The sequence below is a fragment of the Pseudomonas sp. P4795 genome (assembly GCF_048822895.1).
GTDB lineage: Bacteria > Pseudomonadota > Gammaproteobacteria > Pseudomonadales > Pseudomonadaceae > Aquipseudomonas.
Map to the genome: position 1 here is coordinate 240712 of NZ_JBMFBT010000002.1, position 25875 is coordinate 266586.

The 25875-nt window shown below is 57.3% G+C and carries 49 protein-coding genes, 2 tRNA genes and 1 pseudogene; 20 read left to right on the plus strand and 32 right to left on the minus strand.

Annotated features, from left to right (window positions below; genetic code table 11):
• Positions 1-10: 10 nt before the first annotated feature.
• From ACOI8A_RS05370 to ACOI8A_RS05410, 9 genes are read right to left on the minus strand one after another with little or no spacing between them, the layout of a single operon-like run.
• Positions 11-1096 (minus strand): minor capsid protein, encoded by a 1086-nt coding sequence (locus ACOI8A_RS05370; protein ID WP_420657654.1) that lies wholly within the window; start codon positions 1094-1096, stop codon positions 11-13.
• A complete protein-coding gene (locus tag ACOI8A_RS05375; protein ID WP_420651109.1) occupies positions 1071-2486 on the minus strand; it encodes a DUF4055 domain-containing protein in 1416 nt (471 codons plus the stop codon). The genes ACOI8A_RS05370 and ACOI8A_RS05375 overlap by 26 nt, the downstream gene beginning before the upstream one ends.
• Complete coding sequence (locus tag ACOI8A_RS05380) at positions 2483-3784, minus strand: terminase large subunit domain-containing protein (RefSeq protein ID WP_420651110.1); 1302 nt, start codon at positions 3782-3784, stop codon at positions 2483-2485. Before ACOI8A_RS05380 ends, ACOI8A_RS05375 begins: the two co-directional genes overlap by 4 nt.
• On the minus strand, positions 3771-4232 hold the full coding sequence (locus ACOI8A_RS05385) for a DUF2280 domain-containing protein (protein WP_420651111.1): 462 nt from the start codon (positions 4230-4232) through the stop codon (positions 3771-3773). Before ACOI8A_RS05385 ends, ACOI8A_RS05380 begins: the two co-directional genes overlap by 14 nt.
• Positions 4233-4263: 31 nt before the next feature.
• Positions 4264-4887, minus strand: coding sequence for a putative metallopeptidase (locus ACOI8A_RS05390; RefSeq protein WP_420651112.1), 624 nt, complete (start codon positions 4885-4887; stop codon positions 4264-4266).
• Positions 4853-5095 (minus strand): hypothetical protein, encoded by a 243-nt coding sequence (locus tag ACOI8A_RS05395; protein WP_420651113.1) that lies wholly within the window; start codon positions 5093-5095, stop codon positions 4853-4855. The genes ACOI8A_RS05390 and ACOI8A_RS05395 overlap by 35 nt, the downstream gene beginning before the upstream one ends.
• Positions 5096-5148: 53 nt before the next feature.
• The gene (locus ACOI8A_RS05400) at positions 5149-5337 is read right to left on the minus strand and encodes a hypothetical protein (protein WP_420651114.1); all 189 of its coding nucleotides are present in this window, start codon (positions 5335-5337) and stop codon (positions 5149-5151) included.
• Positions 5306-5683, minus strand: a complete 378-nt coding sequence (locus ACOI8A_RS05405; RefSeq protein WP_420657656.1) for a hypothetical protein — start codon at positions 5681-5683, stop codon at positions 5306-5308. Before ACOI8A_RS05405 ends, ACOI8A_RS05400 begins: the two co-directional genes overlap by 32 nt.
• Positions 5680-6003, minus strand: a complete 324-nt coding sequence (locus ACOI8A_RS05410; protein ID WP_101209879.1) for a phage holin, lambda family — start codon at positions 6001-6003, stop codon at positions 5680-5682. Before ACOI8A_RS05410 ends, ACOI8A_RS05405 begins: the two co-directional genes overlap by 4 nt.
• Before the next feature lie 215 nt (positions 6004-6218).
• On the opposite strand from ACOI8A_RS05410, the gene ACOI8A_RS05415 reads away from it, so the two are divergent.
• Positions 6219-6416, plus strand: coding sequence for a hypothetical protein (locus ACOI8A_RS05415; protein ID WP_108183187.1), 198 nt, complete (start codon positions 6219-6221; stop codon positions 6414-6416).
• Here ACOI8A_RS05415 and ACOI8A_RS05420 read toward each other — a convergent pair.
• The 20 genes and pseudogenes from ACOI8A_RS05420 to ACOI8A_RS05515 all read right to left on the minus strand — a co-directional run bounded on the left by ACOI8A_RS05420 (position 6372) and on the right by ACOI8A_RS05515 (position 14231).
• Complete coding sequence (locus tag ACOI8A_RS05420; RefSeq protein ID WP_420657658.1) at positions 6372-6569, minus strand: hypothetical protein; 198 nt, start codon at positions 6567-6569, stop codon at positions 6372-6374. The genes ACOI8A_RS05415 and ACOI8A_RS05420 overlap by 45 nt on opposite strands.
• A 255-nt stretch (positions 6570-6824) precedes the next feature.
• Positions 6825-6899, minus strand: a tRNA-Asn gene (locus ACOI8A_RS05425).
• 3 nt (positions 6900-6902) lie between these two features.
• Positions 6903-6978: transfer RNA gene (locus tag ACOI8A_RS05430), tRNA-Thr, on the minus strand.
• A 109-nt stretch (positions 6979-7087) separates the two neighbouring features.
• Entirely contained in the window at positions 7088-7636 is a 549-nt protein-coding gene (locus ACOI8A_RS05435; protein ID WP_420657660.1) for a hypothetical protein, read from the minus strand.
• Positions 7633-7995 (minus strand): endodeoxyribonuclease RusA, encoded by a 363-nt coding sequence (locus ACOI8A_RS05440; protein WP_420657662.1) that lies wholly within the window; start codon positions 7993-7995, stop codon positions 7633-7635. Before ACOI8A_RS05440 ends, ACOI8A_RS05435 begins: the two co-directional genes overlap by 4 nt.
• Positions 7992-8291 carry a DUF1364 domain-containing protein gene (locus ACOI8A_RS05445; RefSeq protein WP_420657664.1) on the minus strand — a complete coding sequence of 100 codons (300 nt, stop codon included), beginning with the start codon at positions 8289-8291 and terminating at the stop codon, positions 7992-7994. The genes ACOI8A_RS05440 and ACOI8A_RS05445 overlap by 4 nt, the downstream gene beginning before the upstream one ends.
• The gene (locus tag ACOI8A_RS05450; RefSeq protein WP_420657666.1) at positions 8288-8530 is read right to left on the minus strand and encodes a hypothetical protein; all 243 of its coding nucleotides are present in this window, start codon (positions 8528-8530) and stop codon (positions 8288-8290) included. The genes ACOI8A_RS05445 and ACOI8A_RS05450 overlap by 4 nt, the downstream gene beginning before the upstream one ends.
• Positions 8514-8678, minus strand: a complete 165-nt coding sequence (locus ACOI8A_RS05455) for a recombination protein NinG (RefSeq protein WP_420657667.1) — start codon at positions 8676-8678, stop codon at positions 8514-8516. Before ACOI8A_RS05455 ends, ACOI8A_RS05450 begins: the two co-directional genes overlap by 17 nt.
• Positions 8678-9010 (minus strand): hypothetical protein, encoded by a 333-nt coding sequence (locus ACOI8A_RS05460; protein ID WP_420657669.1) that lies wholly within the window; start codon positions 9008-9010, stop codon positions 8678-8680. Before ACOI8A_RS05460 ends, ACOI8A_RS05455 begins: the two co-directional genes overlap by 1 nt.
• On the minus strand, positions 9007-9276 hold the full coding sequence (locus ACOI8A_RS05465) for a hypothetical protein (protein WP_420657671.1): 270 nt from the start codon (positions 9274-9276) through the stop codon (positions 9007-9009). The genes ACOI8A_RS05460 and ACOI8A_RS05465 overlap by 4 nt, the downstream gene beginning before the upstream one ends.
• Complete coding sequence (locus tag ACOI8A_RS05470; protein ID WP_420657673.1) at positions 9276-9677, minus strand: recombination protein NinB; 402 nt, start codon at positions 9675-9677, stop codon at positions 9276-9278. Before ACOI8A_RS05470 ends, ACOI8A_RS05465 begins: the two co-directional genes overlap by 1 nt.
• 94 nt (positions 9678-9771) lie before the next feature.
• Complete coding sequence (locus ACOI8A_RS05475) at positions 9772-10371, minus strand: hypothetical protein (RefSeq protein WP_420657674.1); 600 nt, start codon at positions 10369-10371, stop codon at positions 9772-9774.
• Positions 10372-10606: 235 nt separating this feature from the next.
• A pseudogene (locus ACOI8A_RS05480) lies at positions 10607-10753 on the minus strand (ClpX C4-type zinc finger protein); the annotation flags it as partial.
• Entirely contained in the window at positions 10753-11565 is an 813-nt protein-coding gene (locus ACOI8A_RS05485) for an ATP-binding protein (protein ID WP_420657676.1), read from the minus strand. The gene ACOI8A_RS05485 and the pseudogene ACOI8A_RS05480, both read right to left, overlap by 1 nt.
• Complete coding sequence (locus ACOI8A_RS05490; protein ID WP_420657678.1) at positions 11555-12334, minus strand: YdaU family protein; 780 nt, start codon at positions 12332-12334, stop codon at positions 11555-11557. Before ACOI8A_RS05490 ends, ACOI8A_RS05485 begins: the two co-directional genes overlap by 11 nt.
• Complete coding sequence (locus ACOI8A_RS05495; protein WP_420657680.1) at positions 12331-12651, minus strand: hypothetical protein; 321 nt, start codon at positions 12649-12651, stop codon at positions 12331-12333. The genes ACOI8A_RS05490 and ACOI8A_RS05495 overlap by 4 nt, the downstream gene beginning before the upstream one ends.
• The gene (locus tag ACOI8A_RS05500; protein WP_420657681.1) at positions 12648-13463 is read right to left on the minus strand and encodes a Rha family transcriptional regulator; all 816 of its coding nucleotides are present in this window, start codon (positions 13461-13463) and stop codon (positions 12648-12650) included. The genes ACOI8A_RS05495 and ACOI8A_RS05500 overlap by 4 nt, the downstream gene beginning before the upstream one ends.
• A gap of 84 nt (positions 13464-13547) precedes the next feature.
• On the minus strand, positions 13548-13754 hold the full coding sequence (locus tag ACOI8A_RS05505) for a hypothetical protein (protein WP_210704506.1): 207 nt from the start codon (positions 13752-13754) through the stop codon (positions 13548-13550).
• A 20-nt stretch (positions 13755-13774) separates the two neighbouring features.
• On the minus strand, positions 13775-13975 hold the full coding sequence (locus ACOI8A_RS05510) for a hypothetical protein (protein ID WP_210704505.1): 201 nt from the start codon (positions 13973-13975) through the stop codon (positions 13775-13777).
• Positions 13976-14003: 28 nt separating this feature from the next.
• Entirely contained in the window at positions 14004-14231 is a 228-nt protein-coding gene (locus ACOI8A_RS05515) for a helix-turn-helix transcriptional regulator (protein WP_420657684.1), read from the minus strand.
• A 108-nt stretch (positions 14232-14339) separates the two neighbouring features.
• Between ACOI8A_RS05515 and ACOI8A_RS05520 the strand changes: the two genes are divergently transcribed.
• On the plus strand, positions 14340-15065 hold the full coding sequence (locus tag ACOI8A_RS05520; protein WP_420657744.1) for a LexA family transcriptional regulator: 726 nt from the start codon (positions 14340-14342) through the stop codon (positions 15063-15065).
• A gap of 126 nt (positions 15066-15191) precedes the next feature.
• On the opposite strand, the gene ACOI8A_RS05525 is transcribed toward ACOI8A_RS05520, so the two are convergent.
• A complete protein-coding gene (locus ACOI8A_RS05525) occupies positions 15192-15344 on the minus strand; it encodes a hypothetical protein (RefSeq protein WP_420657686.1) in 153 nt (50 codons plus the stop codon).
• A gap of 214 nt (positions 15345-15558) precedes the next feature.
• Here ACOI8A_RS05525 and ACOI8A_RS05530 point away from each other — a divergent pair, with 214 nt between their 5' ends.
• The 15 genes from ACOI8A_RS05530 (at position 15559) to ACOI8A_RS05600 (ending at position 22035) form a co-directional block, all read left to right on the plus strand.
• Complete coding sequence (locus ACOI8A_RS05530; protein WP_420657689.1) at positions 15559-15759, plus strand: hypothetical protein; 201 nt, start codon at positions 15559-15561, stop codon at positions 15757-15759.
• 456 nt (positions 15760-16215) lie between these two features.
• Entirely contained in the window at positions 16216-16422 is a 207-nt protein-coding gene (locus ACOI8A_RS05535) for a hypothetical protein (RefSeq protein ID WP_420657691.1), read from the plus strand.
• A gap of 64 nt (positions 16423-16486) precedes the next feature.
• Positions 16487-16747 (plus strand): hypothetical protein, encoded by a 261-nt coding sequence (locus ACOI8A_RS05540; protein ID WP_420657693.1) that lies wholly within the window; start codon positions 16487-16489, stop codon positions 16745-16747.
• A gap of 446 nt (positions 16748-17193) precedes the next feature.
• Entirely contained in the window at positions 17194-17511 is a 318-nt protein-coding gene (locus ACOI8A_RS05545; protein ID WP_420657694.1) for a hypothetical protein, read from the plus strand.
• 21 nt (positions 17512-17532) lie between these two features.
• Positions 17533-17733: a DUF551 domain-containing protein gene (locus ACOI8A_RS05550; protein ID WP_420657696.1), complete on the plus strand. Its 201-nt coding sequence runs from the start codon at positions 17533-17535 to the stop codon at positions 17731-17733.
• A gap of 20 nt (positions 17734-17753) precedes the next feature.
• Positions 17754-18047, plus strand: coding sequence for a hypothetical protein (locus ACOI8A_RS05555; protein ID WP_420657697.1), 294 nt, complete (start codon positions 17754-17756; stop codon positions 18045-18047).
• Positions 18044-18259, plus strand: a complete 216-nt coding sequence (locus ACOI8A_RS05560) for a hypothetical protein (RefSeq protein ID WP_420657699.1) — start codon at positions 18044-18046, stop codon at positions 18257-18259. The genes ACOI8A_RS05555 and ACOI8A_RS05560 overlap by 4 nt, the downstream gene beginning before the upstream one ends.
• Complete coding sequence (locus ACOI8A_RS05565) at positions 18256-18924, plus strand: hypothetical protein (protein ID WP_420657700.1); 669 nt, start codon at positions 18256-18258, stop codon at positions 18922-18924. The genes ACOI8A_RS05560 and ACOI8A_RS05565 overlap by 4 nt, the downstream gene beginning before the upstream one ends.
• Positions 18921-19124 carry a hypothetical protein gene (locus tag ACOI8A_RS05570; RefSeq protein ID WP_420657702.1) on the plus strand — a complete coding sequence of 68 codons (204 nt, stop codon included), beginning with the start codon at positions 18921-18923 and terminating at the stop codon, positions 19122-19124. Before ACOI8A_RS05565 ends, ACOI8A_RS05570 begins: the two co-directional genes overlap by 4 nt.
• Complete coding sequence (locus ACOI8A_RS05575; protein WP_420657704.1) at positions 19121-19492, plus strand: hypothetical protein; 372 nt, start codon at positions 19121-19123, stop codon at positions 19490-19492. The genes ACOI8A_RS05570 and ACOI8A_RS05575 overlap by 4 nt, the downstream gene beginning before the upstream one ends.
• A 153-nt stretch (positions 19493-19645) precedes the next feature.
• On the plus strand, positions 19646-20380 hold the full coding sequence (locus ACOI8A_RS05580) for a hypothetical protein (RefSeq protein ID WP_420657705.1): 735 nt from the start codon (positions 19646-19648) through the stop codon (positions 20378-20380).
• Positions 20377-20940, plus strand: coding sequence for a siphovirus Gp157 family protein (locus ACOI8A_RS05585; protein WP_420657707.1), 564 nt, complete (start codon positions 20377-20379; stop codon positions 20938-20940). Before ACOI8A_RS05580 ends, ACOI8A_RS05585 begins: the two co-directional genes overlap by 4 nt.
• 7 nt (positions 20941-20947) lie before the next feature.
• Positions 20948-21190, plus strand: a complete 243-nt coding sequence (locus tag ACOI8A_RS05590; RefSeq protein ID WP_420657709.1) for a hypothetical protein — start codon at positions 20948-20950, stop codon at positions 21188-21190.
• Positions 21187-21648, plus strand: coding sequence for a hypothetical protein (locus tag ACOI8A_RS05595; protein ID WP_420657710.1), 462 nt, complete (start codon positions 21187-21189; stop codon positions 21646-21648). Before ACOI8A_RS05590 ends, ACOI8A_RS05595 begins: the two co-directional genes overlap by 4 nt.
• A gap of 75 nt (positions 21649-21723) precedes the next feature.
• Positions 21724-22035 (plus strand): hypothetical protein, encoded by a 312-nt coding sequence (locus ACOI8A_RS05600; RefSeq protein WP_420657711.1) that lies wholly within the window; start codon positions 21724-21726, stop codon positions 22033-22035.
• Between the two features lie 146 nt (positions 22036-22181).
• On the opposite strand, the gene ACOI8A_RS05605 is transcribed toward ACOI8A_RS05600, so the two are convergent.
• Together ACOI8A_RS05605 and ACOI8A_RS05610 are read right to left on the minus strand one after the other, a co-directional pair.
• Entirely contained in the window at positions 22182-22559 is a 378-nt protein-coding gene (locus ACOI8A_RS05605; protein ID WP_420657712.1) for a hypothetical protein, read from the minus strand.
• 73 nt (positions 22560-22632) lie between these two features.
• Positions 22633-22803, minus strand: coding sequence for a hypothetical protein (locus tag ACOI8A_RS05610; protein WP_420657713.1), 171 nt, complete (start codon positions 22801-22803; stop codon positions 22633-22635).
• Positions 22804-22880: 77 nt separating this feature from the next.
• Here ACOI8A_RS05610 and ACOI8A_RS05615 point away from each other — a divergent pair, with 77 nt between their 5' ends.
• The 3 genes from ACOI8A_RS05615 (at position 22881) to ACOI8A_RS05625 (ending at position 25801) form a co-directional block, all read left to right on the plus strand.
• Positions 22881-23369: an HNH endonuclease gene (locus ACOI8A_RS05615; protein WP_420657715.1), complete on the plus strand. Its 489-nt coding sequence runs from the start codon at positions 22881-22883 to the stop codon at positions 23367-23369.
• 6 nt (positions 23370-23375) lie between these two features.
• Complete coding sequence (locus tag ACOI8A_RS05620; RefSeq protein WP_420657717.1) at positions 23376-25457, plus strand: DNA cytosine methyltransferase; 2082 nt, start codon at positions 23376-23378, stop codon at positions 25455-25457.
• 86 nt (positions 25458-25543) lie between these two features.
• A complete protein-coding gene (locus tag ACOI8A_RS05625; RefSeq protein WP_420657719.1) occupies positions 25544-25801 on the plus strand; it encodes a hypothetical protein in 258 nt (85 codons plus the stop codon).
• The last annotated feature ends 74 nt before the right edge of the window (positions 25802-25875 follow it).

The following is a 25875-nucleotide window of genomic DNA, read 5'->3' on the forward strand; positions in this document are numbered from 1 at the left end:
GTTTGTCGCGTCAAATGCCGGCGCGCTCGAATGCCAAAGGCTCCAGCCCTTTCATTTGCGCAAGCGTCAGCGGCGTGAAATTGCGATCGAGTTGCAGCTCGGTGAAGCGCTCGACTGTCAGGCCCCCTTCGCGAAATAGTTTGGCTCGCACCGGCCCGATTGCTTCATCCTGAAACGCCGCAGGTTGTTGCTTAAGCCAGTGGTAATAGTCGAGGCTCGCACTGACCTGCCCTGCTCCGTCTGCGCCCACAGAGGCCCGGGTAGCGCCCTTGGCGAACATCTCGCTGAGCTTGGTCAGCAGGATGAACGTAGTACGGCAATTCGGGTGAAACGGTGGACGCGGCCCGGAATCGACCGGGAATCGTCGCTTATCCATCGACCGACACTGCTGGCTGGTCTTGCTGTCCAGCGTGGCGACCATCTCGACTTCAGACACGATGTCGGTATTGGCCTTGGCCACCTCCATACGCGCCTGAGATGACACATGCTGAATTGCGGTGTGCACCACCGTGCTGGCATTGCGGCTAGTAGTTGCGAGAATGCCGTCCTTGTAGCCTGCTGCCTTGGTGCCGCGGATGTTTCGGATGATCTGAAAGTTCGTCTGCCCCTCGAAGAAACCCTGCCGGATCGTGCCAGTAACGCGCTCGCGCTCGGCACTGGTCCAGCCCTTGATGAACGACTTCAGCAGCTTGCCGCCACCGGTACCGCGCACACTGAGGGGATTGGTCAGCACCGCCGCTCTGATCGCAGTCACCGTCGGAGCAGCAACATCAAACGAGACACCGACCGGTGCAGACCTAGCCAAGCTCGTCGCTTCGAACTCAGCCTCATAGTTGGCGATGTCGATCAGGTCGAGATTCAACTGCGCGCTGTAGCGGTCGAAGATGCCCAGCAGCAGGCTATCCACCTCCTTCAGCAGCGCCTCCAGACGCTTGACGTTGTACTCGGTCAGATCCGACTGTGTAAGCCGCTCGCGGATCGAGCGGTCAATCTCTTTGAGGAAAGGCGCGAACTTGCCGACCTCTCCTGCCTTCAGCTTTTCGAGGAAGACCGCGTGCCGGATCGTGGCATCAAGGATTGCTTGGTTTGCCGCCATCTAATTTATCCTCGTCTTCCAGGCCCAGACCATCGCCCTGCTCCTCCAGCTCGCCGTCAATCTGCTTGTCGGTTCGCTCCGGCGCGATCAAGCCCAGTTTGCGCAGGTAGGCACGCAGGTCTGCTTTAGCGAAGCCGCCGTTCTGCCACAAGCCAACCAAGGCTGTGATCATCTGCGGATCGGCAGTCAGCTCAACGAACTCTTGATTGATCTGATAAGCGACCTTGTCGGAGATTCCCATGTACTGACCGCACCACATGATCGCTCGGGTGTACGCCTCACTGACGTTGGCCACGCAGCCGGCGAGCACCGATGTCGATGCTGACTGATCGCCGCGCGACTCGGTCGCGGTCTTGGTGGCCAGCGAAGCAACCACCATGCGAGCACCCAGCTCAATCATCATTTGGTTCTTGTCGGCCATCGCCTCCTTGACCAGTGTGTTGGGCAGTGGCTGCGCGTAGCCAAATTGGCCGCCGGCGGGAAGCATCATCGGCGCGCGTGAACCCACGTAAACGCCGTTCTTTTCCATCCAATCGCGCCACTGCTCATCCAGTCCAGAAATCCACGGCTGAGCTTGGCCACACCAGAAGACGCTGTCTTCATAGTCAGCACTGTTCCGGTAATGGCCCAGATTGATCATGGCGATGTCGTACAGCGGTGACTCGTCGATAGTGGGGTCGTTGTTCTGCGCCCCGACGAACGTGAATGGGATCTCTTTCAGCCGGCCGGTAACGCCCTCTGGAGTGAATGTGTCCATGACTTCCAGCGGCCCACCTCCTTTCGGACCAGATCGGCGCCAAACTCGGCAGACAAACCCTTCAGTCTCGAGCGCAAGCTCGCGGAACTGCTCGACAACCTTGAAGCCGAAGCCGTCCTCAACCTCAAGCATCTCTCGCAGCACGACCAAGGTCAGGACGTTGTGGCCGTTCACCATGCCAGTGCGCCAATTGATGATGTCCTCAGCGCAGTACGACAAGATCACCGAGTGACCGCCAGCACCTTCATCTTGGTGGTAGTCGACATACAGGCCATGACGTCCGGCCTCGAGCACCTTTTCCAGGGTCCCTTGGGAGTGCTGGTAGATGCTCACCCCTGAGCCGTTAGCGTTGTCTTGCAAGTACTCCAGCTTCTTGGGCGCGGTCAGCGTTGGGTCTTTGTGAAACGCGAGGCCGAGCAAGCCATTGCGTGTGTGCCCAGTCGCATTCTTGAACACGGCTCGCTCACGGTAGGCCTTGTTGCGGTCGCTGTTTTCCGGCGACTTGTCGTGGGCATTGATGTACGGCAGTCGGTCAACCACTCGGTGCTGGCCGGCGCAGACATCGCGCACGGTTGCCCAACGGTCCAGCACTTCGATGTAGTCCGCCCGCTTGAAGGAGACGTCGTTGCTCATCGGGCGAATCCCATTTTGATTGCGGTAACCGGCTTGATAATCGGGTACTCGCGGTGGATGAAGTAGCCGCCGGCGTCGTTCGCGTGATCGATACCAGCGGTTTTATCTGGCTCCCCGTTCGCGCCCCACACCTGCTGCTCCAGGCCATCGGCGTAGGTTGGGCAGGTGAACGAGTTGACCAGGTAGCGGCGCTCGCCCTGCGCATTGCAGAAGACGGCGTTCATTGCGTTGATTCGGTCCTTCACCGGCGGGTTTGCCGCTGGAGCGATGACCGAGAACCCAGCCTGCTTGAGCATGGCCAGGTCGGTGATACTGGCGTTCACGGACTTGCGCGAATCGCCTGAGGCATCCGGGTAGATCCTGATCTCGCAGGTCTTCTTGAAGTCGTTGCCGTCGTGCTGCCAGTAGCGCTCTTTGATGCGGCGGATCATGTCAGGCGTGTCGTAGCCGTCGATCAGCTCATCTACAGCCCTGGGCAACCCCTGGTCGCGCTTAACGTGAGTAATCGCCGCCATCTTGCCGACGTTGAAGTCCATCCCGATAAACAGCGGCTCGCCGGGCTGCACAGTATCGAAGCACCCGCTGAGCTTGCGGTCGTAGGCCGTGTAGATCGTGCCGGACGTTAGGTTGACGAACTGGCCCTTGAGGTACGCCATGATCAGCTGAGGTGGGTACGACTCCATCAGGGAGGCGATGTAGTCATCCGGCAAGTTCAGCTCGTTGTCGAAGGTGCTGGCCTGCACCAGGCCGTACATCTCCTTGAGCGACGGCTTGTCGCGCAGCTGCTTCACGAACTGCAGGAAGACGAACTTGAAGCCTTCCGGCGTCGTCGTGACATCCACCCCGTTCTTCAGCCCGGGCAAGTTGTAACGCATCCGGGCGATGATCTTGCGCCAGGCCTGCTGCGCCTTGATGGCAGTCAGCACGTCCAGCTCATCCACCAGGGCGTGGCCGATCTTGAAACCAACGATGGTCTGCGGCTTCTCCATCGACCGACAAATCACAGTGCCGCGGTACTGCCGGCCACTGTAGATGTGAACTTCGTGGTTCGCCTGGTTGATCTTGGTCTTCAGCCCCCAGTCGTAGGCCACCTCATCCATGGTCGGATAGAAGATGTCCCGGATCTGCGGGTAAGTCGGCGCGAAGTAGCCAGCGTTAACGCCGGGCCACTCCATGAAGTGCTTGCTCAGTGCCGAGCATCCAACCCAAGTCTTTCCCGAGCCGAACCCGGCAACGAACGCGCGGAATTTGTGGGGAAGTTGCAAGAACGTTGCTTGAGGCACGTTAAGTGACGGCATCAGGCTTCCTCGCATCCACCACGTCGACCTGGATGCGGGTCGGGGTCGCCGGCTCATCGCCGGACTCTTCCTTGCGGTGACGATTGACGTAGACATCACCGACTTCTTTGGCCGCCTGCTCCAATAGCTGGGCAGTCAGCGCCATGTTCTTTGAGTTCTCGGCCTTCACTGCCATCCGCCCAAGCGCGCGCAAACGATAGGCACGGTTGGCGATTGGGATCTCAGCAGTCTCTTCGCGGAATCGCTTGCGGGTGTCGTGGAACAACGTCACCCACTTGACCGCTAGGTTCACCCCGGCGCGCTTTGTGGGATCGTGCGACTCACACAGCTGGCGAGATATCTCAACGCCGAATTCTTGTTTGACCTGCTCCACCACTTGGGAGGGAGTGTCAAAGCACGCCAACGCCTGAACGATGAAGCCTTTCACCTCATTTTTCAGGGCTGCCATAGGTTGGGTTCCGTCTAATGCCTGTCAAAAATCAGGCCGACTTGAGCAGACAGGTTCCGCAGGCCCTCGATATGTTCAATTTCCCCACCTCGGCAGGACTGTTTGCAGCGTCCACCAACGCTTGAACGTCAGGGCTCGCACCGTAGCGGCGGACCACACCGACGAACTCTTCGACGTCATGGCCCTGCAGCTTGATCTTCGGTGCGCCGTCTTGGGTGAATGCTGGTTGACCGTACTTGTCGGTCGCATGAGCCAGGTGATAAAGCTCGTGTTCCAGGAGCGCGCAGAACTCAAGGTCGCTGCACTGGGCGCAGTAATCAGCGGCCAGAGTGATGATGAAGGCCGGCACATCGCCAAACCAATCACGCATCTGTTGCTCCATCCGGGCTCTCTGCCAACCACCGGCGCGGAACGCTACTTGCTCGGCCTGGCCAAGCACTGTGCGCCCCTGCTTCTCGAAGGCTGAAGAGGCCCACATGACCCGCACGTCAGCGTCGATCAGGTGTGCGTGGTCTTCGTTGTGGATGCTGCCGGTGTCGGCAAGGATCTCGGCTTGGAGCCACTCCCACACTTCGGGTGCCGGGATCAGGCGAATGCCGAAGTCGCTCAGGTCAGCCAGCTCAAGCAGGCTCGCTGGGGGTTGTGGCCTGTTCAATGGAGATCACCTTGATCTCACCCCACACGGGGCGATAGTCGATGTGCTTACCGTCAGTGCTGCGCAGAGGCATGTCGGCCACGACAGCGATACCGGCTTTGGTGTCGCAGTACGTCACGCAGTCAATGCGCCGACCGTCGAGAAACACTTCTCGCTGACCTCGGCCATCATCCGCCCAATGGACGTGCTCACCTGCTTCGTCACTCATGGCTCACTCCAATGTCGCGACACAATTTGATGATTCGCGAAACGTGTCGCGGATTACTTGCTCTGGCTGCGCTTGATCTGCGCATCCACCTGGTCGGCACACGTGTCGAGCAGCTTGATGGCCTGATCCTTCAGCTCCCACACGTCACCGTTAAGGCGAAGGTCGGCTTGGTCTTGATCTACCCGCTCGCAGGGGATCAGCTCAGGCGCTTCAATTCTTACGGCCTGCGTCTTTGTTACCACTGGCGGCTTTCCCGCGCAGGCCGTCAGGCAAAGGCTGAGCAGCCCAATCACGAACAGGCTTGCTGTTGCGCTTGAGATCTTCAAAGTCTTTCCTCGCCTTTTTGGCTTTGTCTTCGCTGGCCTTGATTCGCTTGTTCAGGTCTTTCAGGTAGTCAGCGTTGCGCTGGGCTTCGGCCCGTAGCGTGGTGATGGTGGCTTGGCTCTCGACGTTGGCAGCGAAGGCTTTTGTCTTCTCGCCGGACTCGAACGCGACCTCACCCCGCAGCGCAATGACGCGGGACTGCTGAATGCCCACCAGTAGCAGGCCGACCAAAGCGATGATGATTGCTGCTGCGAACGCCTTCATGCTGAATCCGCCTTGCGACCCAGGAAGCGGGTCACCAGTTCGCGGATGGCAGTAACACCGAGGAACCCAATAGCCCCTCCAGCAGCAACCGACAAACTCGATGGCCATGCCATCCACTCAATCACGCTACTGGCAGACAAGCTCAACCCACCACAGATCAGCGCCTCGAAGAAAATCCGGCGCTTGCTGGTTTCTTTGGCGTCGTACAGCACGCGCAGTAAGGAGATGAGGATCGCCATGATTGCGCCCTGCCACAGTGGATTACTGAGAGCCACCCAGAGTGCGGCCCATGTGTCTGGTTTTTCAGGCATGGTCGACATTCCGGTGAGCTCCCTTTCGGGGGATTAATAAAAAAGGCCGGTGTGAGCGGCCAAACGCTGGGGAGCAGCGGTGATTTGAATCAGCTCCAGCAGCACTCCCAGCTCAGAGCGATGGGTGTGGTGGAGCCGAAAACGAAAAGACCCGCTAGATGCGGGTCATGGCTTGCGGCTAGTATCGAAATTCCACTCTCGAAAAAGCCACAAAAGGAATTGGTATGAGCAAATACAAACTCGTTCACTTGAACTGCGGGAACATCAATCAATGGCCGCACTGGAACCTGATCGCAACGATCATGCTGCCAGCCGGAACCACAACGACTTACTATCCCGCGATACCAGACAACGCTGACGATCTGACACTGGCTCAGTTAAAGGCTTACGCCCTTGCCGAGTTCGAAAAGGCCAACGGCTGATTCGACTTTCTGAAGCCGCTGCTCCAGCAATGGCGCGGCGGCATCGGATTCACCCTTTGCCGCCAATATCTCGAGCTTGATTCCTCGAATCTCAACGAGGATCTCATTTACGGAAGACTCAAGGCTCGTAAGCCGATTTTCAATATCAGCCATCTCGACCTCCACAAACGTAAAAGCCTCTGCGAATGCAGAGGCCCTGAATAGGTGCGCTCGTCTTTCCGTGCTGTCCGCCAAAGGCCTTCTCAACGTCGACAGCCCCTTTGCATCGATCTCGCTGATCCAGTCTCGCGCTACCCCGTAAGCATGGTGAGGACAAGGTACGCGGGCTGCCGGTGTTATTTACGTACGTCGCACTACCGGCTATCGACGTCCGGCCTTCCCGAAGGCTGTCCTGGCTACAGGTGTTACTGGCTGGTGAGAGTGGGATCGAACCACTGACCGATCGGTTAACAGCCGATTGCACTACCGCTGTGCTACTCACCAATTTGGTGCCGCCACGAGGATTCGAACCCCGGGCCATTCGCTTACAAGGCGACTGCTCTACCGCTGGAGCTATGACGGCTGGATTCAGGCAATAAAAAACCCGGCGCGGTGGTCGGGTTTTGTTTGTCATTCTTAACACGCAAGAAGGACAAGATAGGGATTAATCTATGCCACTCTGCCACTATCCGTCAAGCAGCAATTTCACTTTCGATCAGGCCTTCAGCATCAAGGATGCCTTGAGCCTCCGCCAGCGCGGCATCAACCATGCCTTTCAACTTCTTGTAGATGGCCGACTTCCACCGGTATTGAGTGCGCTCGGCGGTTGGCTCGTCGAGCCAGTTATCCATGCAGTACCAGCCACACGGCAGGACACTGGTCGAGCGCTTGCCTTCCTGACCGGGCAGCTTCGGCATTGCCCAGGTGACTACCGCTGCATGGCGGAAGCGCTCAGGCGCTGGCGATTTGATCGACTTTGCGATTACCACGATCGCATCATGCTTGCGTTCGGTGTGTGTCGAGTACTGAGCCAGCAGCGCAAGCCAATGCGCAGGAGCCAGCCCTTTACGAAGCCGGCTGAAGACCATGCAATCGACCAAGAATGCAGCCTCCTTGCCGACGATCTCCCCCTTCTGCTTGGCGCACTGCACCTTGGGCTCGAAGTCGCAGCCGCCGGCGGAGTTGATGGTTTCGGCGGCGAGCGCCCGAACTACTGCTGACACAACATTGCGATAGGTCATGCGGCCTCCCCTGCTACTGATTCGATGCGGACGCGTACAGCGCCGCCCCTGAACGTTTCTTTGCTGAGCTTGATCAGGGTCGCAAACCTGTTGTCATCGATCCCCAGCGCCTCAGCAACCCCATCCCTGCCCGATTTGAATGCGGCGACCAGGTTGTCGTCATCGCGGCGGCGGAAGTCGGGCGGCATGAATTCAAGGCTCAAGATCAATTCACCTGTAGGAGCTTTCATCTTGGCCTCGCGGCAAAGGAGGAAGCAGGCAGCGCGATAGGCCTTAGCTGCCTTGCTCTTTTTGCTCCAATGAACCCTTGCATTCGGGCTGCACGCGGCTGGTGGCCATGGGAGTAATAGATCGGTCATGCTGCGATCACCCCCTCGCTGATCAGGATGTCGTTCGTCCTGATTACGCCCTCGGCGTGGTACAGCCGCATTTCGTCACGCGGCATGTCGTGCTTGGCCCGCCCATCTATGCGGTCGTGGCACCAGGCGCAGCACCAGGCTCCTTGTAGGTTGTTTGGCTTGATACCCATCCCGCAGGTTCCGGCCAGGCGGTAATGGGCCAGCACAGTGGTTTCGGTGTTGTTGGGGCAACCTGGAAGGCGAACCATGCAGTCCCGGCCTCGCGCCGATTTTGTGAGCTTGGTTTGCTTGCTCATGCAGAAACCTCGACCAGACGATTATCTAAGGAGGTTTCACCGACCTCGTGCCGGTAGCCGAACTTCGACTCAAATGCCTCAATGTCCAGATCGCACAGACATTCACCTGGCTCCATGGCGGTATCGCTGATCGTGGGTAGATCGCGAACAGCACAGCCGACAGCATCAGCAAGGCCGTCAGCGTTATGCACTTCGGCAGGGTTGTCATGGAGTGGGGTTACTTCAAACCAGATGCACATCAGACACCTCCTTGGCTTTCTTCACCTCGACGACGGCCAGCGCGCACTTCGGACTGCAAACTGACTGCCCGAGGCGCTGCGGGACGAATGAGGCCCTGCATACCGAGCTCTTGCAGGTCTTGGGCTTGGGTTGTTTGGCGGTGAGCATTAGAACCCCTCCATCTGTTTGAGGTGTTCTTGGCGCTTCCCTTGCTCTTGCTTGTCCTGTATGTACCGGATCAGGCTGTCCAGGCGGCGCATTGTTCGGACCGAGGGGCGGAATTCGGCTGCGCCGCCATACTGCGTCCCATAAGAATAAAATGCGTTGCTGATCCAAACTTGCGCATCGCCAAGCGTTGCCGTGTTAGGACCGACATCAATTGACTCCCAATGCTTGTCGATCAGCCGGTTAAGCGCTGCGTCCCATTCCGGGCAGTATTTTTTGAAGTACAGCGCTCCGAAAAGCGTGGATGTCGCCCATCTCCAGTAAAAACTCTTCATACAGCCTCCTTGGCTTTCTGCTGCTCTGGGGTGAAGTCGCCGCGCAGGGGCATCAGGTGTTTTGCTCTGAAAAATCCACTTCCAGGCCACGGGAGCCTGTAGACCACCCACCCATCGAACGGAGCGGTGAAAAGGTCGCCACATGGCTCCTGCGCGATCTGCCCTTTGTGAAGGAATACTTCGATGGTGACTTCGGTCATCGCAGCGAATCCGTATGCAGCGATAAGCGTAAGCGCCAGATCCCCCGGCTTGAAATTATGGCTCATCAGTACCGCCCTCCCCACTTGTCCTGCTCGGTCCACTTCACGCCGTGCTCGGCGCCAAAGGCATGCATCAGCTCGAACAGATCGCTGAACCACTTCTGCGACTGCTTGCGCGTCGAGACGCCCAGCACGACGTAGCCGCCATCAATCCCTGGCACGACGTCTTGCTTCTGGAGCGCGGAACTGAAGACGTGCTTCCAGTCTTCGTCGGAGAGCTTTTTGCCGTACCACTCGACCTGGCTGGATACGTCCTTGAGCATTGCCCACATTTTCCGGTTGCAGACGTCAGGGCGCTTCTCGTCTTTGATCACCACCATCTTCGGCTTGGTGAAGTCGGATGCGTGAAGGAAGCCCATCAGCCGGTTGACGTCGCGCTGGTCGCGGATTGCGAACTCGGTGCTCATGTACACGCTCCAAGCAAGCAGCTCGCGGCATAGACCAGCGTATCCACAACGCAATACAAAACCGCCACGCAGAAGGCGAACTTGATAAACCCGCTCATGACTGCTCTCCCTTGCCCATGGCGGCGTCGAGAGGGTGAGGAATGCGCAGCGGCTCGACAGGTGTGATGCGCTGATTTTCCATCGACAAAGCCTGAGCAGTGACTGACATCTTCGGGCATGGCAGGCCACCCATACCGTAGTGGTAGCCGCCGCATGCCAAGCACTTGAGGTCCGGACCGGTAAGTGGAGCGCCCTTGAACGGCGACATATCGCCGATACGCTGGCGCAGCGCCTCAACCTCAGCCCTCAACGCCGCGTTCTGCGCCTCATACGCCTCGTAGCCGGTCTTGTAGCCTGCAATTTCGGCCTTGATCTGGTCGCGCTCGTGCTCGAGCTTTTCGATCTCCTTGTGAGCCTCTTCCATCTCTTCTGGCCAAAACCGAATATTGCAGCACTCGTCGGAGTACCAGCCATGTCTGAGCCCTTTGATCTCGCAAAGCTGGTGCTCGTTCTCGGCGATCAGGGCCAGTACTACCGAAGGCGTTGCGACAGCTCCAAACTCGTCCCAAGCCTCGCCAATCGGCTCGTCGCCATCACGCGCCTCGATGTCGATTACGCGCTGAGCCAGCCGCTTCAGTTTTCTGTAATCGCTCATGCTGTCACCGCCATTGTGATCAGGACGCAGAACACGCCAATGCCAAAGCCTGCACAGGTGCAAGCAAATCCGATTTGGGTTTTGGTGGTCATGGCTTAGCTCCTTTCAGACCCTGGCGAGCGACTGTTACGCAACCCCAGGACTCGGCCTTGTTTGCATCGCCGTATTGGTCTTCAGCATGCTGACGGTTCATTTCGATGATCTGGACCAGGGCGTCACGCTGAGCGCAGTACTTCTCAGGCCGGCGTTCACGCAGGATCGAAACGCAAAGATCCACGCAGTCGTTGCAGATGAAGATGCTTGGCCCTGCGATGAGCAGGTCCACCTTGTGCTGGCTTTCGCCGCAAAAGCTGCAGTACAGGATTCGCTCGACATTGCTCATCACGAAGCCCTCCGCTTGCTGCGCTCAGACGCGCCTTCGAACACCAGACCAATGCCACGACCCTCACGCAGACGGTCAACCGAACGATCGCCCAGCACCGCGCCCAACTCCTTGGCGTCGATGTTGGAAATCACGATGGTCGGCAGCTGAGCCTCGTAACGTCCGTTGATCACGGCGAACAAGGTGGCGAGCTCGAACTCGGTCGGCTTGGTGGCGCCCACTTCGTCGATGATCAGCAGCGATGGCTCGACCAGACTGGCGAATGCCTCGGACTCGGTGTATTCGGCACGATCGCCGTAGCTGCCCTTGATGAACTGGAGCAGTCCGCCGACAGTGCGGTACACGGCTGTAGCGTTGTGGTTGACGATGACATGACCAGCGATGGCGGCCGCCAGATGAGTTTTCCCCGTACCCGGCGTGCCGGTCATCACGATGCAGCGACCGTCTTCCATGTGTTGCGGGAATTTCTCGGCGTACTCGACGCATTTCGCCAGATTGGCTTTCTGCGCTGCAGTGTCAGCAACGAAGTCGGCGAAGTTCTTGCCCATGAACCGCTTGGGAATCAGTGAGGCTCCCAGCTTGCGTTCTAAGCGCTGTTCGGCGATGCGGGCATACATCGCCCGCTGCTCTTCCTGATCGCGCTGCGCCCGAGCTTCTGCGGCGCACTCGGGGCAACCGGACGCGATGTCGCTGGTCTTGCGAATCACTGCGGCGTATTTGCCGTGGATCGGGCATTCGGCTGGCTGCTTGGCGATCACACCGAAACGGCGCTCGATGTCGTTGATGTCGAGATCGATCTTTTTAGAAGTCATAGGTGCCGTCCCCGCGAGCAGTCAGGCCCGCCTTGTAATCACGCTGGTCGAATCCGGTGTGGCGGGATGCCGGGAACTGGTGCACGTTGTTGGATGGCTTGACCTCGTCCTCCCAGCGCTTGCCGTTGATCCAGGTAGTCGGCATTGGGACGTACTTGCCGCCGTCCTTGAGCCAGTCAGCAGACACGACCTGCGTTGCTAGCCCTTTGGCGATCAGGTTGAACAGTTCGTCAGTGACCTTGAGTTTCGTCCACGCCTTCAGAGCCTTGGCCTTGTCCTGCTTGCGTGGGTAGAGCGCCCAGAACTTCGGGAACAGATCCGGCGCCTCGCTCACCGCAGGTGCGCAAGTCTTTTGATCTATTGGTTCTTGGTTAATGGTTAGTGGTTTATGGTTATTGGTTAGGTGACCATCCGTGCACGCTTCGTGCACGAGTGGTGCACGCTTCGTGCGCTTGGCTTCCTCACGCTTCTCCGCTATCTCTTTATTTTTCAAGGCTGTAGCGTGATACGCGGCAATTTCATCCTGAATGCGCGCCTGGATGTAAACACCATCGACAAGCTCGAAGAACTTGCGCAAAACAAGCTCCACTGCGTCGATTTCTTCCTTGTTGCGTGCCCAGCACCAGTCAATCGCTTCTTCCAAAGTAGGGAAGCGCTCACGGTCATAGCACGCATCAAGCAAGAGCGTGTACGCACCGTGCTCAAGCATCGTCAGGCGCCCAGCTTTCTTGTGGTAGTCGCCAATATTTCTTTTGAAGTAATGCATCATGCGACCCCCTTGAGATCGGCTGGGTTGAACGACTCAAGAGCCCGCAGCGCAGTGTGGTGACGGCGCAAGGCGTTGTACTCGGCCTTCTTCGCAGCACGCACACGCTGGAACTGAGCCTCGGTGAAATTCATCACAGGCAAGAAGTCGTCGCTGTACGGATCAAATTTTCCTGCGGGGCGGCCGTGCGCTTCGAAGTAGGTGTCGTACAGCGAGCGCAGTTCGGCCTTCAGGGCCTTTTTAGTGTTCTGCGCCTTGAAGTGATCAAGCGCAGTAGTGGCGGCGCGCTCGATAAGCTGCTGATAGGTAGGACCGATCATGCCAAGTCCTCCTCTGTCGCCTTGCAGTGGCAGAACTGACCATCCCAGGTCTTTTTCATGGGGAGCTTCTGAGCCATGTACAGATCGTGCAGACGCTTGGCGCCCTCCTTCAGAAGGATCGGCGTGTACTTAGCAAAGGAATCCATCCCCTCGTTGGAGATGGTGGTCACCTTCTCTGTGAGGTATTTGTCGCGGGCGATCGAGCCGACCCGGAACTTGACCGAGCGTTTCTCATCTCGCTCCGAGTTGAAGATCCACCTGCGGGCCAACAGCGCGTTGTTGACCTGCTGACAGTTCACGCCATTCAGGCGCTTGCAGAACTGCGTAGGGGTCATGCCAACCTGGAAGATGGATTCAAGGCTGGCGATCTTCTCGGCTTGTTGGTGGTTTTCGACTCGCAGCACCTCTGTTTGCTCGATCTGGTCGGCGTACAAACGCAGGGCTTCAGCGTAGGATGGGAGTGCGACCGACTTCCTGTTCTGAGCCTCAAGCTCATTCAGGCGTCGAATCACTTTGAGACGCAAAGGAACGCTGTAACCGGTCAGCAGCAGCTCAGTCAGTTCGCGATCAAGGTGAAGATTTGATGTGTAGCCACGTGAATCCAGGTCTTTACGTATATGGCTCACATCTGAGCCATCCTTTTTCAGCTCGTCGAGCATCTCTCGAATGTCACGGATGACGTTTTTGTGCAGCTTCCGGGTCAGGTCCGCAATTTCGGAACTGGACATCGAAACTTCTCGCGCCACGTTTTGCGTTTGCAGGAAACGTGTCGCGGATTCGTGAGAGTTGACGCTTGATTGGGAAGTGGGCATTATTCGCTCCAGAACGTTGTATTAAGTGCTGCACAAGAAGCCACCATTGCCCGGTGGCTTTTTTGTGCCTGCGATTTGGGATCTTTAAGTGTCACTTTTGAGGCCCTCTTTGGGCGTCAATTGGTACAGCTTGGCTTTGGGTCGCCTCATGAGTGAGGGTCCTCCCATTGCCAGAAACTCGATGGCAATCGCCTCGAGTGCTTCGTCGATGCCTAAGCCCTTCTTCAGTGCAAAGGCCGCGACTCGCCGCTTCGCACCATCACTCAGGTGCTCGTAGTCAATTTCAGGCACTGGTCACCTCCAAAGGGCCTCTATGCAGCGCTAGACTTCTTCTCGTCCTTGCTAAGCGCTTCGATTGCACCGTTTTCAACAGCCCACTCGATCATTTCGTACAGGTAGGTGGCGTGCTGCATCTCTGCGCGTTCCGCTGCTCTGTGCAGGATTCGGTCAAGGGTTTTGTTGAAACGCACCTTCCGAGGCGTGTCACGCTTGTGTGATTGGTCGGCGTACATGTGTTGCTCCTTGCGGCTGATGAAGTGGTTAGGCGGCGGATTGGGCCGGAATAACTGTTGGTGGGAATACGTCATCCAGGGTTACGGCGGCGCCGCTGGTATTGAGTGCGTCGACAATTCGTCGGCACTCATCAAGCCCAGGCTTGCGGCGCTCGTTCTCGTAATGAGCGATAGCGCCCTGGGTCAGCCCTACCGTTTTGGCCAGGGCGGCCTGGGTAACACCGACCTTTTCGCGAATCGACTTCATATTGGACATAGGTTTCTCCATCATCTTGCGCAGATATTACGTTCAGTAATTTTATAGCGCAAGCAACATTACAGCCTGTCACTGGCGATCAGGCATACAGAGCGTAATTATGTGGCGATGAAGAAATGGTACGAGTTGGCGAAAGCCAGAATGAAAGAGCGCAAGATCACCCAGGAGAAACTCGCCATAGAAATGGGGGTTACTCAGGGCGGTGTTGCACATTGGATGAGTGGTCGGCGCGAGCCTTCGCTCGAGCAGATCGCGCACGTCTTGAAATTTCTTGACCTGCCGCCCTTATCGATGGCTCCACCACCCTTGCTCTCCTTACCTGGCCCTATCGAGTCAAATGCCGAGTACCTTGGCGAAATGGTGGTTTGGGATGACGGCGATCCTCTGGACGAGGATGATTGCGAAGTTCCTTATTATGCGGAAGTCGAATTTGCCGGCGGAGACGGTATGACTGAGGTTATGGAGGTTGCAGATAGAACGCTTCGCTTCAGCAACGCTACGCTTAGAGCTGCTGGTGTTGACTGCAAGAGCGCCGCTGTTGCACGGCTTCGCGGAAGGAGCATGGAGAAGCTGATTCTTGATGGGGCCGCGATTGGTTTTGACCTTGCCGACACCAGCATCATCGATGGTGAGATTTACGCGTTCAACCACGGCGGTATGCTGAGGGTGAAGTACCTATATAGGTTGCCGGGCGGCTCCGTGAGGATTCGAAGCGAAAACGATGATGAGTTTCCTGACGAGGTAATGACCCCAGAGCAATACCGCGACGAGGTCAAAATGCTTGGTCGAGTCTTCTGGTGGTCAACCGTCCGACGATCACCCAAACGCAAATAGACAGAGCCCGCCAAGCGCGGGCTTTTTTGTGTCCGCGATTTGATCCGCCATAGTAAAAAAACATACCGTCCGTAATTTATTACGATTTCTCAAAAAAAACATTACGCGGAGTATTGACCATAATTATTACAGGGCGTAATGTTCACCCATCGCAGCGACACACAGCCACTGCGAACCGCTCTTTAACAACTTGATGAACGCCGAGCTGGCCGATGCATAGCCAGCGGACGTACCGCGCAACGGTACGCAGCGATTCGACCTCATGTCGGCGCTGGGCATAGGAGACCTCATTCGGAGGGCGTAGCTGGAGAAGCTGCGTGGTGGTGAGTAAGCGTTTGGCCTTGGGACCTTGATCCCGTGTCGCGCTGAAAGACATCGACAGGAAAGCGATCGTTGGCCTATGCAAGGAATAGAGATTACCTGCCCGTTACCAGCGGGCAGGATGCTCTCCAGGTGGCCCTACTCAGGACCACGCGGAAAGCAGGAGAGTGAGATGAACGAAGAGCAGATCGAACGGTTTCGTCAGATCGTTCAGGAGGTTTCGACAGATGAAAAAGTAACTTTTGATGAGGCGTTTTCAATCGCGTCGAACTACCTGGCCTATTGGGTGAGTGAAATGCCTAAAGGGCGGGAAGCATCTGGTTGCAGCAAGCATCAGGTTGAAGGCAGCCAGGCTGACCAAGTTTCCGACTGAGATACAAAAACCCACGGACCGCCGTAGCCAGATAGTGGAGTTGCAAGTCCAACTATCCGTTCACGAAGGGCGGTGATTTCCAAGCTACTAGATCCATAGTAGGTGCCGATCGGGAGTTTTCGAGTTGTCCCGTCGGAGAACGGGATGGTTTTCAACAACCCCAGCCCCTTCATTCCATCATGAAGATCTTCGTAGTCATCCCATCCGGCTTTTAGTAACTCAACTCGCACCATATATTCGGCCATTACGACATTCCTTGTTTCGACTGTGGAAGTCGAAGCATATGGGTTTCCCTCGACTGTGGAAAGCGAGGAAACAGGGAGCCTGCCCCTGCAAAAACAGGCGTCCACATTTGATTCAAGCCGGTGACCGACGCCAGTAGCGGGTCTCGGCGCCACAGATTTACTGATGCCGCTTCGATGAGGCGGCATTGGAAATCAACGGAGAGCAATAGATATGGCCAGAAGCAAACGCACTGATTACGCCAAGGTGAAAATCTGGATGCCCAACATGATTTCAGATGTCGAGGGAACCATCGCTGGCGTTGCGCTGGAAACCTTCAGCGCTATTGGCGACAAGTTCACTCGGGAGCAAGTGTTGAAACTGATGACCGAGCGGCACGAAGCAATTTCCAGACGCGAGGCTGAACGCAGCGCAGCATGACGGTCCTTTTCCTGATGCCCATCCAGAGCGGTGGGCAGCGGGAAAACAACCGGGAGCCATAGCAATGAAAATCACACTGAACCATTTTCAAATCAAGTCCCTGCTGGAGCTGAGCGAATCCAGCGGCGATCCTGAGTGCTACGACGAGATGACGCTCGTGCTCGTCAAAGACAACAGCGCGCACAGCGGACCGGGGCTTTATTGCAAGTTTGAAGAGGTTCCAGAAAACGGCTTCACCTTTCTCGGCACCGATGAGGCTGACGAGGAGAGAGCTGATGCAATCTGCGCAGCAAAAATCGAATCCGGCGAAGCTCAGGAAATCTGACCAACCAGCGCCACGTCAGCCTGACGAAAACTGCCCTTATGCAGCGATGGTTGAGAGCGTGGGTGGTCACGCTGAAAGCTGCCTTGAACCCACCCGACCACCTCGAAAGAGGCTGCATCGGAGATAGCTCGGCTTTTCCTCGTGACAGAGGGGTGGCCACCTTGTTCCTGCCGGGCATCCGTAGATAAGGGCAACACTGGAGAGGATTCGAGCTATCTCCGATGCGGAAGACTTCTGCATCGCGCAATGCGGCCCCCTGCATCAGGCGTTCGGTGTCATCAACCGACGGCGTGTGAAGCGTCGATAACTCAATCACTGGCAGCCGGGAAAGACCGGCACCCACCCTCCCCGACCAAATCCGCATGCACTCCCCTCCGCGCCCAACGGCAGCCAGCGGAACGGATGAGTGCAGCCGAGTTTAGTTGGATCAACGAATGGAGAGAGTCATGAGCGATTCATTCCAAAGCAAAAACATCGTCAAGGCGCGAAGCCCTCACAGCTGCGAATGCTGTCGCCGGACCATCAACCCCTGCGAGCACTACATCAACATTGCCGGGAAGTGGGATGGCGATTTTTACGCAGTCAAGACCCGCATGGGCTGCGACAGCCTAATGGACTTGATCTGGCAATTCGACGCGGATCACGGCGGATGGCTTTCCGATGACGGCCTTCCGTTCCACGAAGTAATCGAAATTGGTGAAGAGTTCGGCCTGATTTGCAGGATGCCAGACCGGTCAGCGCATATAGCCGCCCGCTCCGCCTAACCCCAAACACTGGAGGTCGCCATGAGCGATTGGATCAAGTGCAGCGATAGGCTGCCAGAGCAATACAGGGACGTACCAATTCAGCTTGAGGATGGCTCGCAGCGTGTTGGACGCCTGAACCATATGGGTACTTGGCTTCTTGCCAGCTACCAGAAGTGCAAACACCAGTACGCAGGTCGACCTGTCCGTTGGTTTGATACGCCAGCACCGCCCGCCGAATAACCCCGCCACTGGAGGCGACCATGACTTACGAAGTGATTGTTGAAGGGTTCGTCCTCCAAGTGGAGGTGACCCGTTGCGAGAACATCCCGCCAGCGCTCAATAGCTGGAACAGCGACTGGGACTTTTACGGCAGCCGCGAACTCGAGTTCAAAGTCGAGTCCGCCATCTGCTACGACGATGACGGCGTGCGGATGGATGTCGAAGCGCACCAACTTCCAGTGCTGACTCACCAGTTTGGCAAGCAGATCGAAACGGCCCTGTGGGTTGAGATTGACGCCCTGCAACGCCGCAAGAGCGGTCGGTGGGCAGCATGAGTACCAGCAGCCACGATCTGGCCATCGGCATGCTCGACGGTTATGTCGAAAGCATGATTGATACGCAATGCAGTGCAATCGCGGTGAGGGCTTCGGCCAATACCGCTCTACTGATCTTCCGCACGCTGAGCGTCATCACTGCGGACGAAGAAGCCCACTACAACGAACGCCTGCGCCGTGTTTACGAGCGCCGGCAAGGAAGGGTTGCATGAGCATTCAGCAAAACGTCTACCTAAAGGAGGACGTAAAAGCTGCAAGCGGTGACTGGCTAAAGAGTTGGATGGAGAGTGAGGCAGGCGGACGGGTGCAATACCACACACTCTCATCGCAGCGATGGAGGGGGATCCAGAACCGCTGCAGGCCCGGCGGTCACGTTCAAAGGATAAGGCCTACATACATTGGGTGCGCAAATGGCTTCAAGGACTTCCAGTCCTTCGCAAATTGGTGCCAAGAAGAGCCGGGGCACTTCGATATCGATTCATCTGGAAGCCATTTTCACCTGGATAAAGATTTGCTGATTCCGGGAAACAAAATCTACTCGAGTGACACTTGTTGTTTTGTTCCGCGAAAGGCCAACCTTTTGATGGTTTTTCCTTCCTCCAGAAAGCAGTCAGATCTCCCCATCGGCTGTTCTTTTCATAAGAGAGTTCGTCAGTTTACTGCGTATCTTAGCGGTCCTGACGGCGCAACGATTTACCTTGGCTACTTTCGTGATCCGATGCTGGCTCATCGCGCTTGGCAGGCGGCTAAGGCCTGCACAATTCGGCAAGCTGCCGAGGAATTGCCAGGCCATCTTCTGAAAGGAAAGCAGGCGCTTGAAGGCATTGCGACCCGACTTGAATTCGATCTTCTGCATGAGAAGGAGAGTAAATTTTGACGACCTCCCCTGTTAAATCGCTGCTCGACGAGCAGATTGACGAGCTGCCCGCCGACCGCATGATCCTCGCGTTCACTCACACAAAGTGGCTGGGCGCCCTGTCGCTGGCTCATGACGCTGGCATCCCTAACGTTCACGCTTGGAGCGGCCGGGCTTGCCTGTGCGGTGAGTGGACTGTCGCTTATGAGGTGAAGGCTTGAGCTTTTACGAGGACAGCGTTGAGGACGGCAGCCACTGCATGAGCTGCTGCCAGTTCATCGGTGAGGATGTTGGGCATCCGCGCTGCTGCCGAAATTGCGGCGGCAAAGGAAGCGAGCCGAACCCCGAGGGCCACAAAAAGCGCATGAAGGCAGAAGCCATGCAGCGCTTTGATGGCTGGCTGGCCCGCACCGGCATTGCCCACAAGAAGCACAACAACGGTTATCACGTCGTGCTGACGCTTCCAGATGGGCGAATGATCGACTGCTGGCCCAGCACAAAGAAATGGCAGCTCCGTGGCCAGCGCATGAGTCGTAACGGTAAAGCACTGCATGAGCTGGTGCTACAGCAGTTGAGGCCCTGGCCATGACCTCCTACCAGCGCGCCAAACGCCTCTACCTCTGGCGAGGCTCGGCCATTGTTCTTTTCGGCACCACCTTCGTGATGGTGCTCAGCGCACTCGCTGATCGAATCACCTCCTAAAACCTTACGGCGCCCCTCTCCGGTGGCGCGGAGATAACTCATGTCTACGAACATGCAAATCTGGGACAAAGTCAGCACGACCGACACCCGATACACCAAGGCTGCCGAGGTTGGCGGGCAGAAGATCACCAGCCTCAACGGCACCGCGATGATCATGAAGGCGACTGAGGTGTTCGGCCCGGTTGGCATCGGGTTCGGCTGGTCAATCATTGAAGAGCGCTTCGACGAAGGCTCCGAAATGGTCAGCGGCGAGGGTGACAAGCGCCTGGTACTCGGCCGCGAGCTGAATCACACCATCAAGATTCGTTTCTGGTTCGAACTTGACGGAAAGCGCGGAGAGATCGAGCAGTACGGTTGCACGCGCTACCTCTACAAATCGAAGTTCGGCACCACTACCGACGGCGAAGCGCCGAAGAAGTCGCTGACCGATGCCATCAAGAAGTCCCTGTCGATGCTCGGCTTCAGCGCCGACGTGTTCCTCGGCATGTTCGACGATCACACATATGTCGAGCAGCTCAAAGAAGAACAGGCGATCGAGCTTGCAGTAGACAAGGACGCAGAGATCCTGCGTCAGAAGCAGGAACGACTCGACTGGCTTAACTCAGCCGTGGAGACGATGGGCAAGGCCGTGACCGCCCACGAACTGAAGATGCTGAACGTCAAATACATCCGCGAGGCGACCCGCCGGAACGAGCCGACGTTTATCGCCCGAATCACTCGCGCTTTCGAAGAACGCAAAGCGGCTCTTGAGCCCGGCAAGGAGAACGCAGCATGACCCAACTCTACGCACTGACCGGCAAGCTCGCCGAACTTCAGGCCATGGCCGATACCGATGATGAGGGACTTAAAGAGGCCTTGCAGTACGCCATGGACGAAGTTCAAGGCGACTTCAGCATCAAGGCTGACAACATCGTTATGTTGCGCCGAAATATCGAAAGCGATGTGACGGCCATCGACATCGAAATCGAGCGCCTGGCTGAACTCAAGCGGATCAAGTCCAACAGTGTGTCGCAGATCAGCGACTACCTGCGCCGAAACATGGAAGCAGCCAACATCAAGTCGATCAAGCGCCCGCTCTTCTCCATCACCCTGGCCATGGGTAGCGAGCGGGTGATCGTGGATAACGAAGACGCGGTGCCAGATGAACTGACTTCGGTGAAGTCGAGCATTTCCCCGGACAAGAAGGCCATCGCCGCCAAGCTCAAGGAAATCCGCGATCACAACACCAACGTGCGGAAACGCATGGACGCGGGTGAAGACGCGGAACACGAACTTATCCCAGAACCGTCCTGGGCTCACCTCGAGCGCGGCGAAAGTTCGATCCGTATCAAGTGAGGTCAGCATGATCAGCAATCACCTCAGCATGGTCGAAGCCATGCGGCAGAACGCCGATTCGATCTCCGCCCGGACCGCCGAGTTTTTGGCCAACGGCGGGCAGATCGATCAACTCAAGAGCCCGCCGCGCAACCCGCTGCCGCCTCTCCGCTCACAGAAAATCGACCCCGACACGGTCCTCAAGCGCAAGCCAAAAGCGTTGTCGGCCGCTGATCGAAATGCTCTGCGCAAAATGGCGGGCTCATTATGAGCAAGCGCAAACCGCATAACTTCAAGGCTCGCGTTGACCGGTCCTGCCGGGCACTGCTGACCACCAACCACGTCGCGGTGGTGAACATCGACCCCAGCGGCCGGCAGGGCATGATCAATTACAAGTCGCTGAAAAACATCGCACCGGGAAAGATCGGGCAGGCTGTCTGCGGCATCGCCCATCGCTGGACGATTTATCTCAGCGCGCTCTGCATTGATGCTCGCGGCGACCGGTACAGCAAGTCGGTCGAGGTCGCGCCCGACGGCGTTTACCTCTCCGACCACCTGGAGGAAGTGATCGAGCACTGCTACAAGCAGCTGCGCGACTCGGCCAATCAAAGCCAGATGGTTGCTTCGGGCTGGATCGCCATCCCCGACGCCCTATCGCTGGACGAAGCTCACGCGGCGCGGATTTTCGAAGCGGTTGGTGCCTGGAATCAGGTCAAGGTTGCAGCGTGAGACGTTTCCGCATCAAGCAACGCAAACGACAAGCCTGGCTGGGAATCCCGGCCAGCGGCATTGAAGAGGTAGGCCATGGCAGCCGCGCAGAAAGATCGATCAGCAAAGACTGCGGCGAGGCGAAAGACTCGCGGCGAGGAAGAAATCAGGCTGCACTGCATGGCCGGCACCCGCCAAGCACTGGCTGAGCTGATGGCCTGGAGCGGCATCGAGGAACAGGGCGAGGCGATCACGCTGATGATTCACCATCTGCATGAGCTTGGCCCGGGCGGCGCGCTGCCGCTGCTCACGCCGCCGCGACACAAAATAACCATTTCAGATTCGTGCCGCGCAAAGCTTGAGCTCGCCTACCGGCGCGAAGAGCTGCGCATCTGCCACGACGAATAATCCGATTTAATTACCAATGCCGGTCAGATGGTAGCTTGTGCTTGGTATCTAACCCGGTTCAATCACCCCATCTAACCGGGTATGAGAGCGTAGACCGAAAGATAATCGGAGAGCTCCGCACTAAACAGCCTTGAACGAGCCTGCACTCAATTGAGCATAGGCAAAAGACTTTGAATGAGGGCAGGACTTAAGGCCACCAGCCCTTGAGTTATTGCTGTCGCGTTCGCAGCGTGTTGTATAAAAGCGCCAAGCCTAGAGGATTTAACTACTTCGGCCTTTTCCTCAACCGATGCAGGCTGCTTTATATAAAGAGCATTAAGCGCTTCCACAACTAGCTCGTGTGGGACATTGGACGGGAGACCAAGCGCGGTTAAAGCGCCTATTGGATCCCTCTGCAAAATCGCCGTTTCGCAGTCTACAATCTTTGTGCGGACCAGCTTTATATCCACATCTCCATCGCCCACCGAAAACACAGTTCCACATTTTTTTATTGTGGTGCCGATCATCGTAATCTTCATAGCCATTCTTGAGCGCTCCAATCGACGTAATGTCGAGCCCTATACCAATACCCCACTTGAACGAATCACGCCAGCCGGGTTATTGCACTGAGGTCTGATCGTTCCTATACCCCGCCAACTCAATGATCTGCCGCAAGCAAATCACGACCTCAAGCTTCTGCTTGTCGTCGGGAATACCCAACCGCTTCAACATCGTTTGAGCGTCTTCCTCGATCGCCGCGAGAGCGTCGATATGGCTTTGCAATCTCATGTTGGCCTCCTGCCAGTTTGAATTCGAGATTCATATAAACCACAAACTCACTTCACGCCAGCCGGCGAGGCGAAGCTATGCCTATTACCCCGGAATACCTGAAGTCGATTCTCGCCTACTCCCCTGAGACTGGTGTATTCACCTGGTTGGTGAGCAGAAGCCGAACACCCGCGGGTTCGATAGCTGGGAGCTTGGTTTCCAGTGGTTATCTGACGGTGATGATCGACAGGAAACGGCACAACCTGCACCGACTTGCATTCGTCTACATGCTCGACCGGCACCCGCCCGAGTTCGTAGATCACATCAACGGCCAGAAGACTGACAACCGCTGGATCAACCTCCGCGCGGCGAGCCCAGTGGAAAACGCAAGAAACCAAAAGCGCAGTTGCAAAAACTCCAGCGGAATCTCCGGTGTCTCGTGGGATTCGCGAGGCTTATGGCGATCCTTCGGATACCTAGCAGGCAAACAAATAACCCTCGGCCGCTACTCATCAAAGTTTGAAGCAGCGGCCGCCAGAAAATCCTTCGAAAACAGTCTCGGCTATCACGAAAATCACGGGAGATAAGCCCCTATGTCCGCACAACAGAAGAAACACCCCTTCGATTTCAAAACACAATACGGACTCGGCTTCAGCACTCAGGACGATGAGATCGTTGTCGACTTCTTCTGTGGCGGCGGCGGCGCCGGTACGGGGCTGGAGATGGGGTTGGGTCGCGCGGTGACTGTGGCGAAGAACCACAGCCCTCAGGCTATCAGCATGCACACCGTCAACCACCCAGGCGCCGTGCACTACACCACCGATGTGTTCGAGGGCGATCCGGATACCGAGTGCGGCGGTAAGGCCGTTGGCTGGTTCCATATGTCGCCGGATTGCACGCATCACAGCCAAGCGGCCGGCGGCCAACCGCGTAAGCGCGAGATCCGCAACCTGTCGTGGATTGGCCTGAAGTGGGCCGGCAAGAAGAAGCCCCGCGTCATCAGCTTGGAGAATGTGAAACAGATCCTCCAGTGGGGGCCGCTGATCGCCAAGCGCTGCAAGTCGACCGGGCGGGTTATGACTTTGGACCTGGTGCCGAACCCGACCAAACCTAAAAGCATGATCAACCGCATTGCTGAGCCAGGCGAAGTCGTGCCAGTCCACCAGCAGTTCCTTATACCCGATCCGAAACGCCGCGGTCAGACCTGGGCAACCTTTGTCGCCGAACTGCAGCACCTCGGCTACGTGGTCGAATGGCGCGTCATCAAGGCCTGCGACTTCGGCGCGCCGACTAGCCGCGAACGCCTGTTCATGATCGCTCGCTGCGACGGCGAGCCGGTTGTTTGGCCGGCGGCGACCCACGCCAAGCATCCAGTGAAGGGCCAGCAGAAGTGGCGTACCGCCGCGGAGTGCATTGACTGGACCATCCCAAGCAAAAGCATTTTCGACCGGCCTAAGCCACTGGCACCGGCCACCCTGCGGCGAATCGCCAAGGGCATGAAGAAATTCGTTATCGATGCTGCGGACCCGTTCATCGTGCCGATCGCGAACTGGTCCGGCGAAAGCGTGCAGTCAGCGCACCACCCGCTGCGCACAGTCACCTCTTGGCCGCGCGGAGGATCGTTCGCCATGGCCAGCCCGATTATCGCGCCAGCCACGCACCAGGGTAGCGACCGGATCAACGACCCGCATGCCCCACTGCCGACGGTGACCTGCGCCAACCGCGGTGAGCTTACGTTGATCAGCCCGGTGCTGGTCGGTGCCGGTGGACCTGAGTACAGCGGAAAGCCGGTAGCCGTTGATCAGCCGGCCGGCACACTGATGACGCAGAACCACCGCGCGATCGCCGCGGCGCACCTGGTGAAGTTCAGGTTTGCGGATGAGGGCAAAGCTCTCGATGAGCCGCTGCCAACTATCACCAGCGGCGGCAACTACCAGCGCCCGGCCGGCGCCGCTCACGCCATGGGCATCTCAACGGTGTTCATGGCCCAAATGAACGGAGGTTTCAATACCACCGATGCCAAGAGCATCGCAGACCCAATGACCACGGTGACCAACACCGGCAGCCAGCAGCAGCTGGTGACCGCCAACTTGGTGCACCTTCGCGGTAATTGCGATGCGCGAGACACTGCCGATCCGCTACACACCATCAGCGCCGGCGGCACCCACCACGGACTGGTCACCGCCTTCATGGAGCGCCAGTTCGGCGCCAGCGTAGGCCAGGCGGTTGATGAGCCGGCGCCAACTATCACGGCGGGCGGCGGTGGAAAGAGCTCACTGGTTGAATTCCAGCTTTCGCCGGAGGTTGAAGCCGGTGCGTTGCGCGTCGCGGCATTCCTGATCAGCTACTACGGCACCGAAAATATGAGCGCCGCCGACGCGCCAGCACCGACGATCACCACCAAGGATCGTCTGGGCCTGGTCACGGTGACCATCAAGGGAACGCCTTACGTGATCGTCGACATCTGCCTGCGGATGCTGCAACCAGCCGAGCTGTACAAAGCTCAGGGCTTCCCCGCCGACTACATCATCAGCCACGGTGCCGACGGCAAGCCGTTCACCAAAACCCAGCAGGTTCACATGTGCGGCAACAGCGTCAGTCCGCCGCCGATGGCTGCACTGGCACGGGCCAACGATCCGTGGCGCGCCGCCGAACGCCAAGCCGAAGCCGCATAACCCACCCTCGCCCGCCTGGCAGAAATGCAGCACGGCCGCTCTGCGACTATAGTGAAAAATCCAAACACAAACAGGTGGAGTTTCCTATGAAACGATTAGGTCTGTTTATCGTAGCTTTCGTTATCGCGACACCGCTTTTTGCTGCAGACGATTTATGCGCAGTCAACTTGCAAAAAATTAGCGACTTGAAGCAAACAGCAGTGATGGGGCAACCACAGCTAGGCCAAATTCAGCAGGATAGAATGGAGGCGGAGAAGGCACAGAAGGCTGGAGATAAAGAAAAATGTATCGCGCTGACGAACAGAGCGCTGAAGAAAATTAAAGATATACAGAGCAGGAATTAGGAAAAAATGGGCTGACTTGATCGGCCCATTTTTTTCAATAACAAAACTAGCGGTTGGCCAGCAAGTCTCGGCGT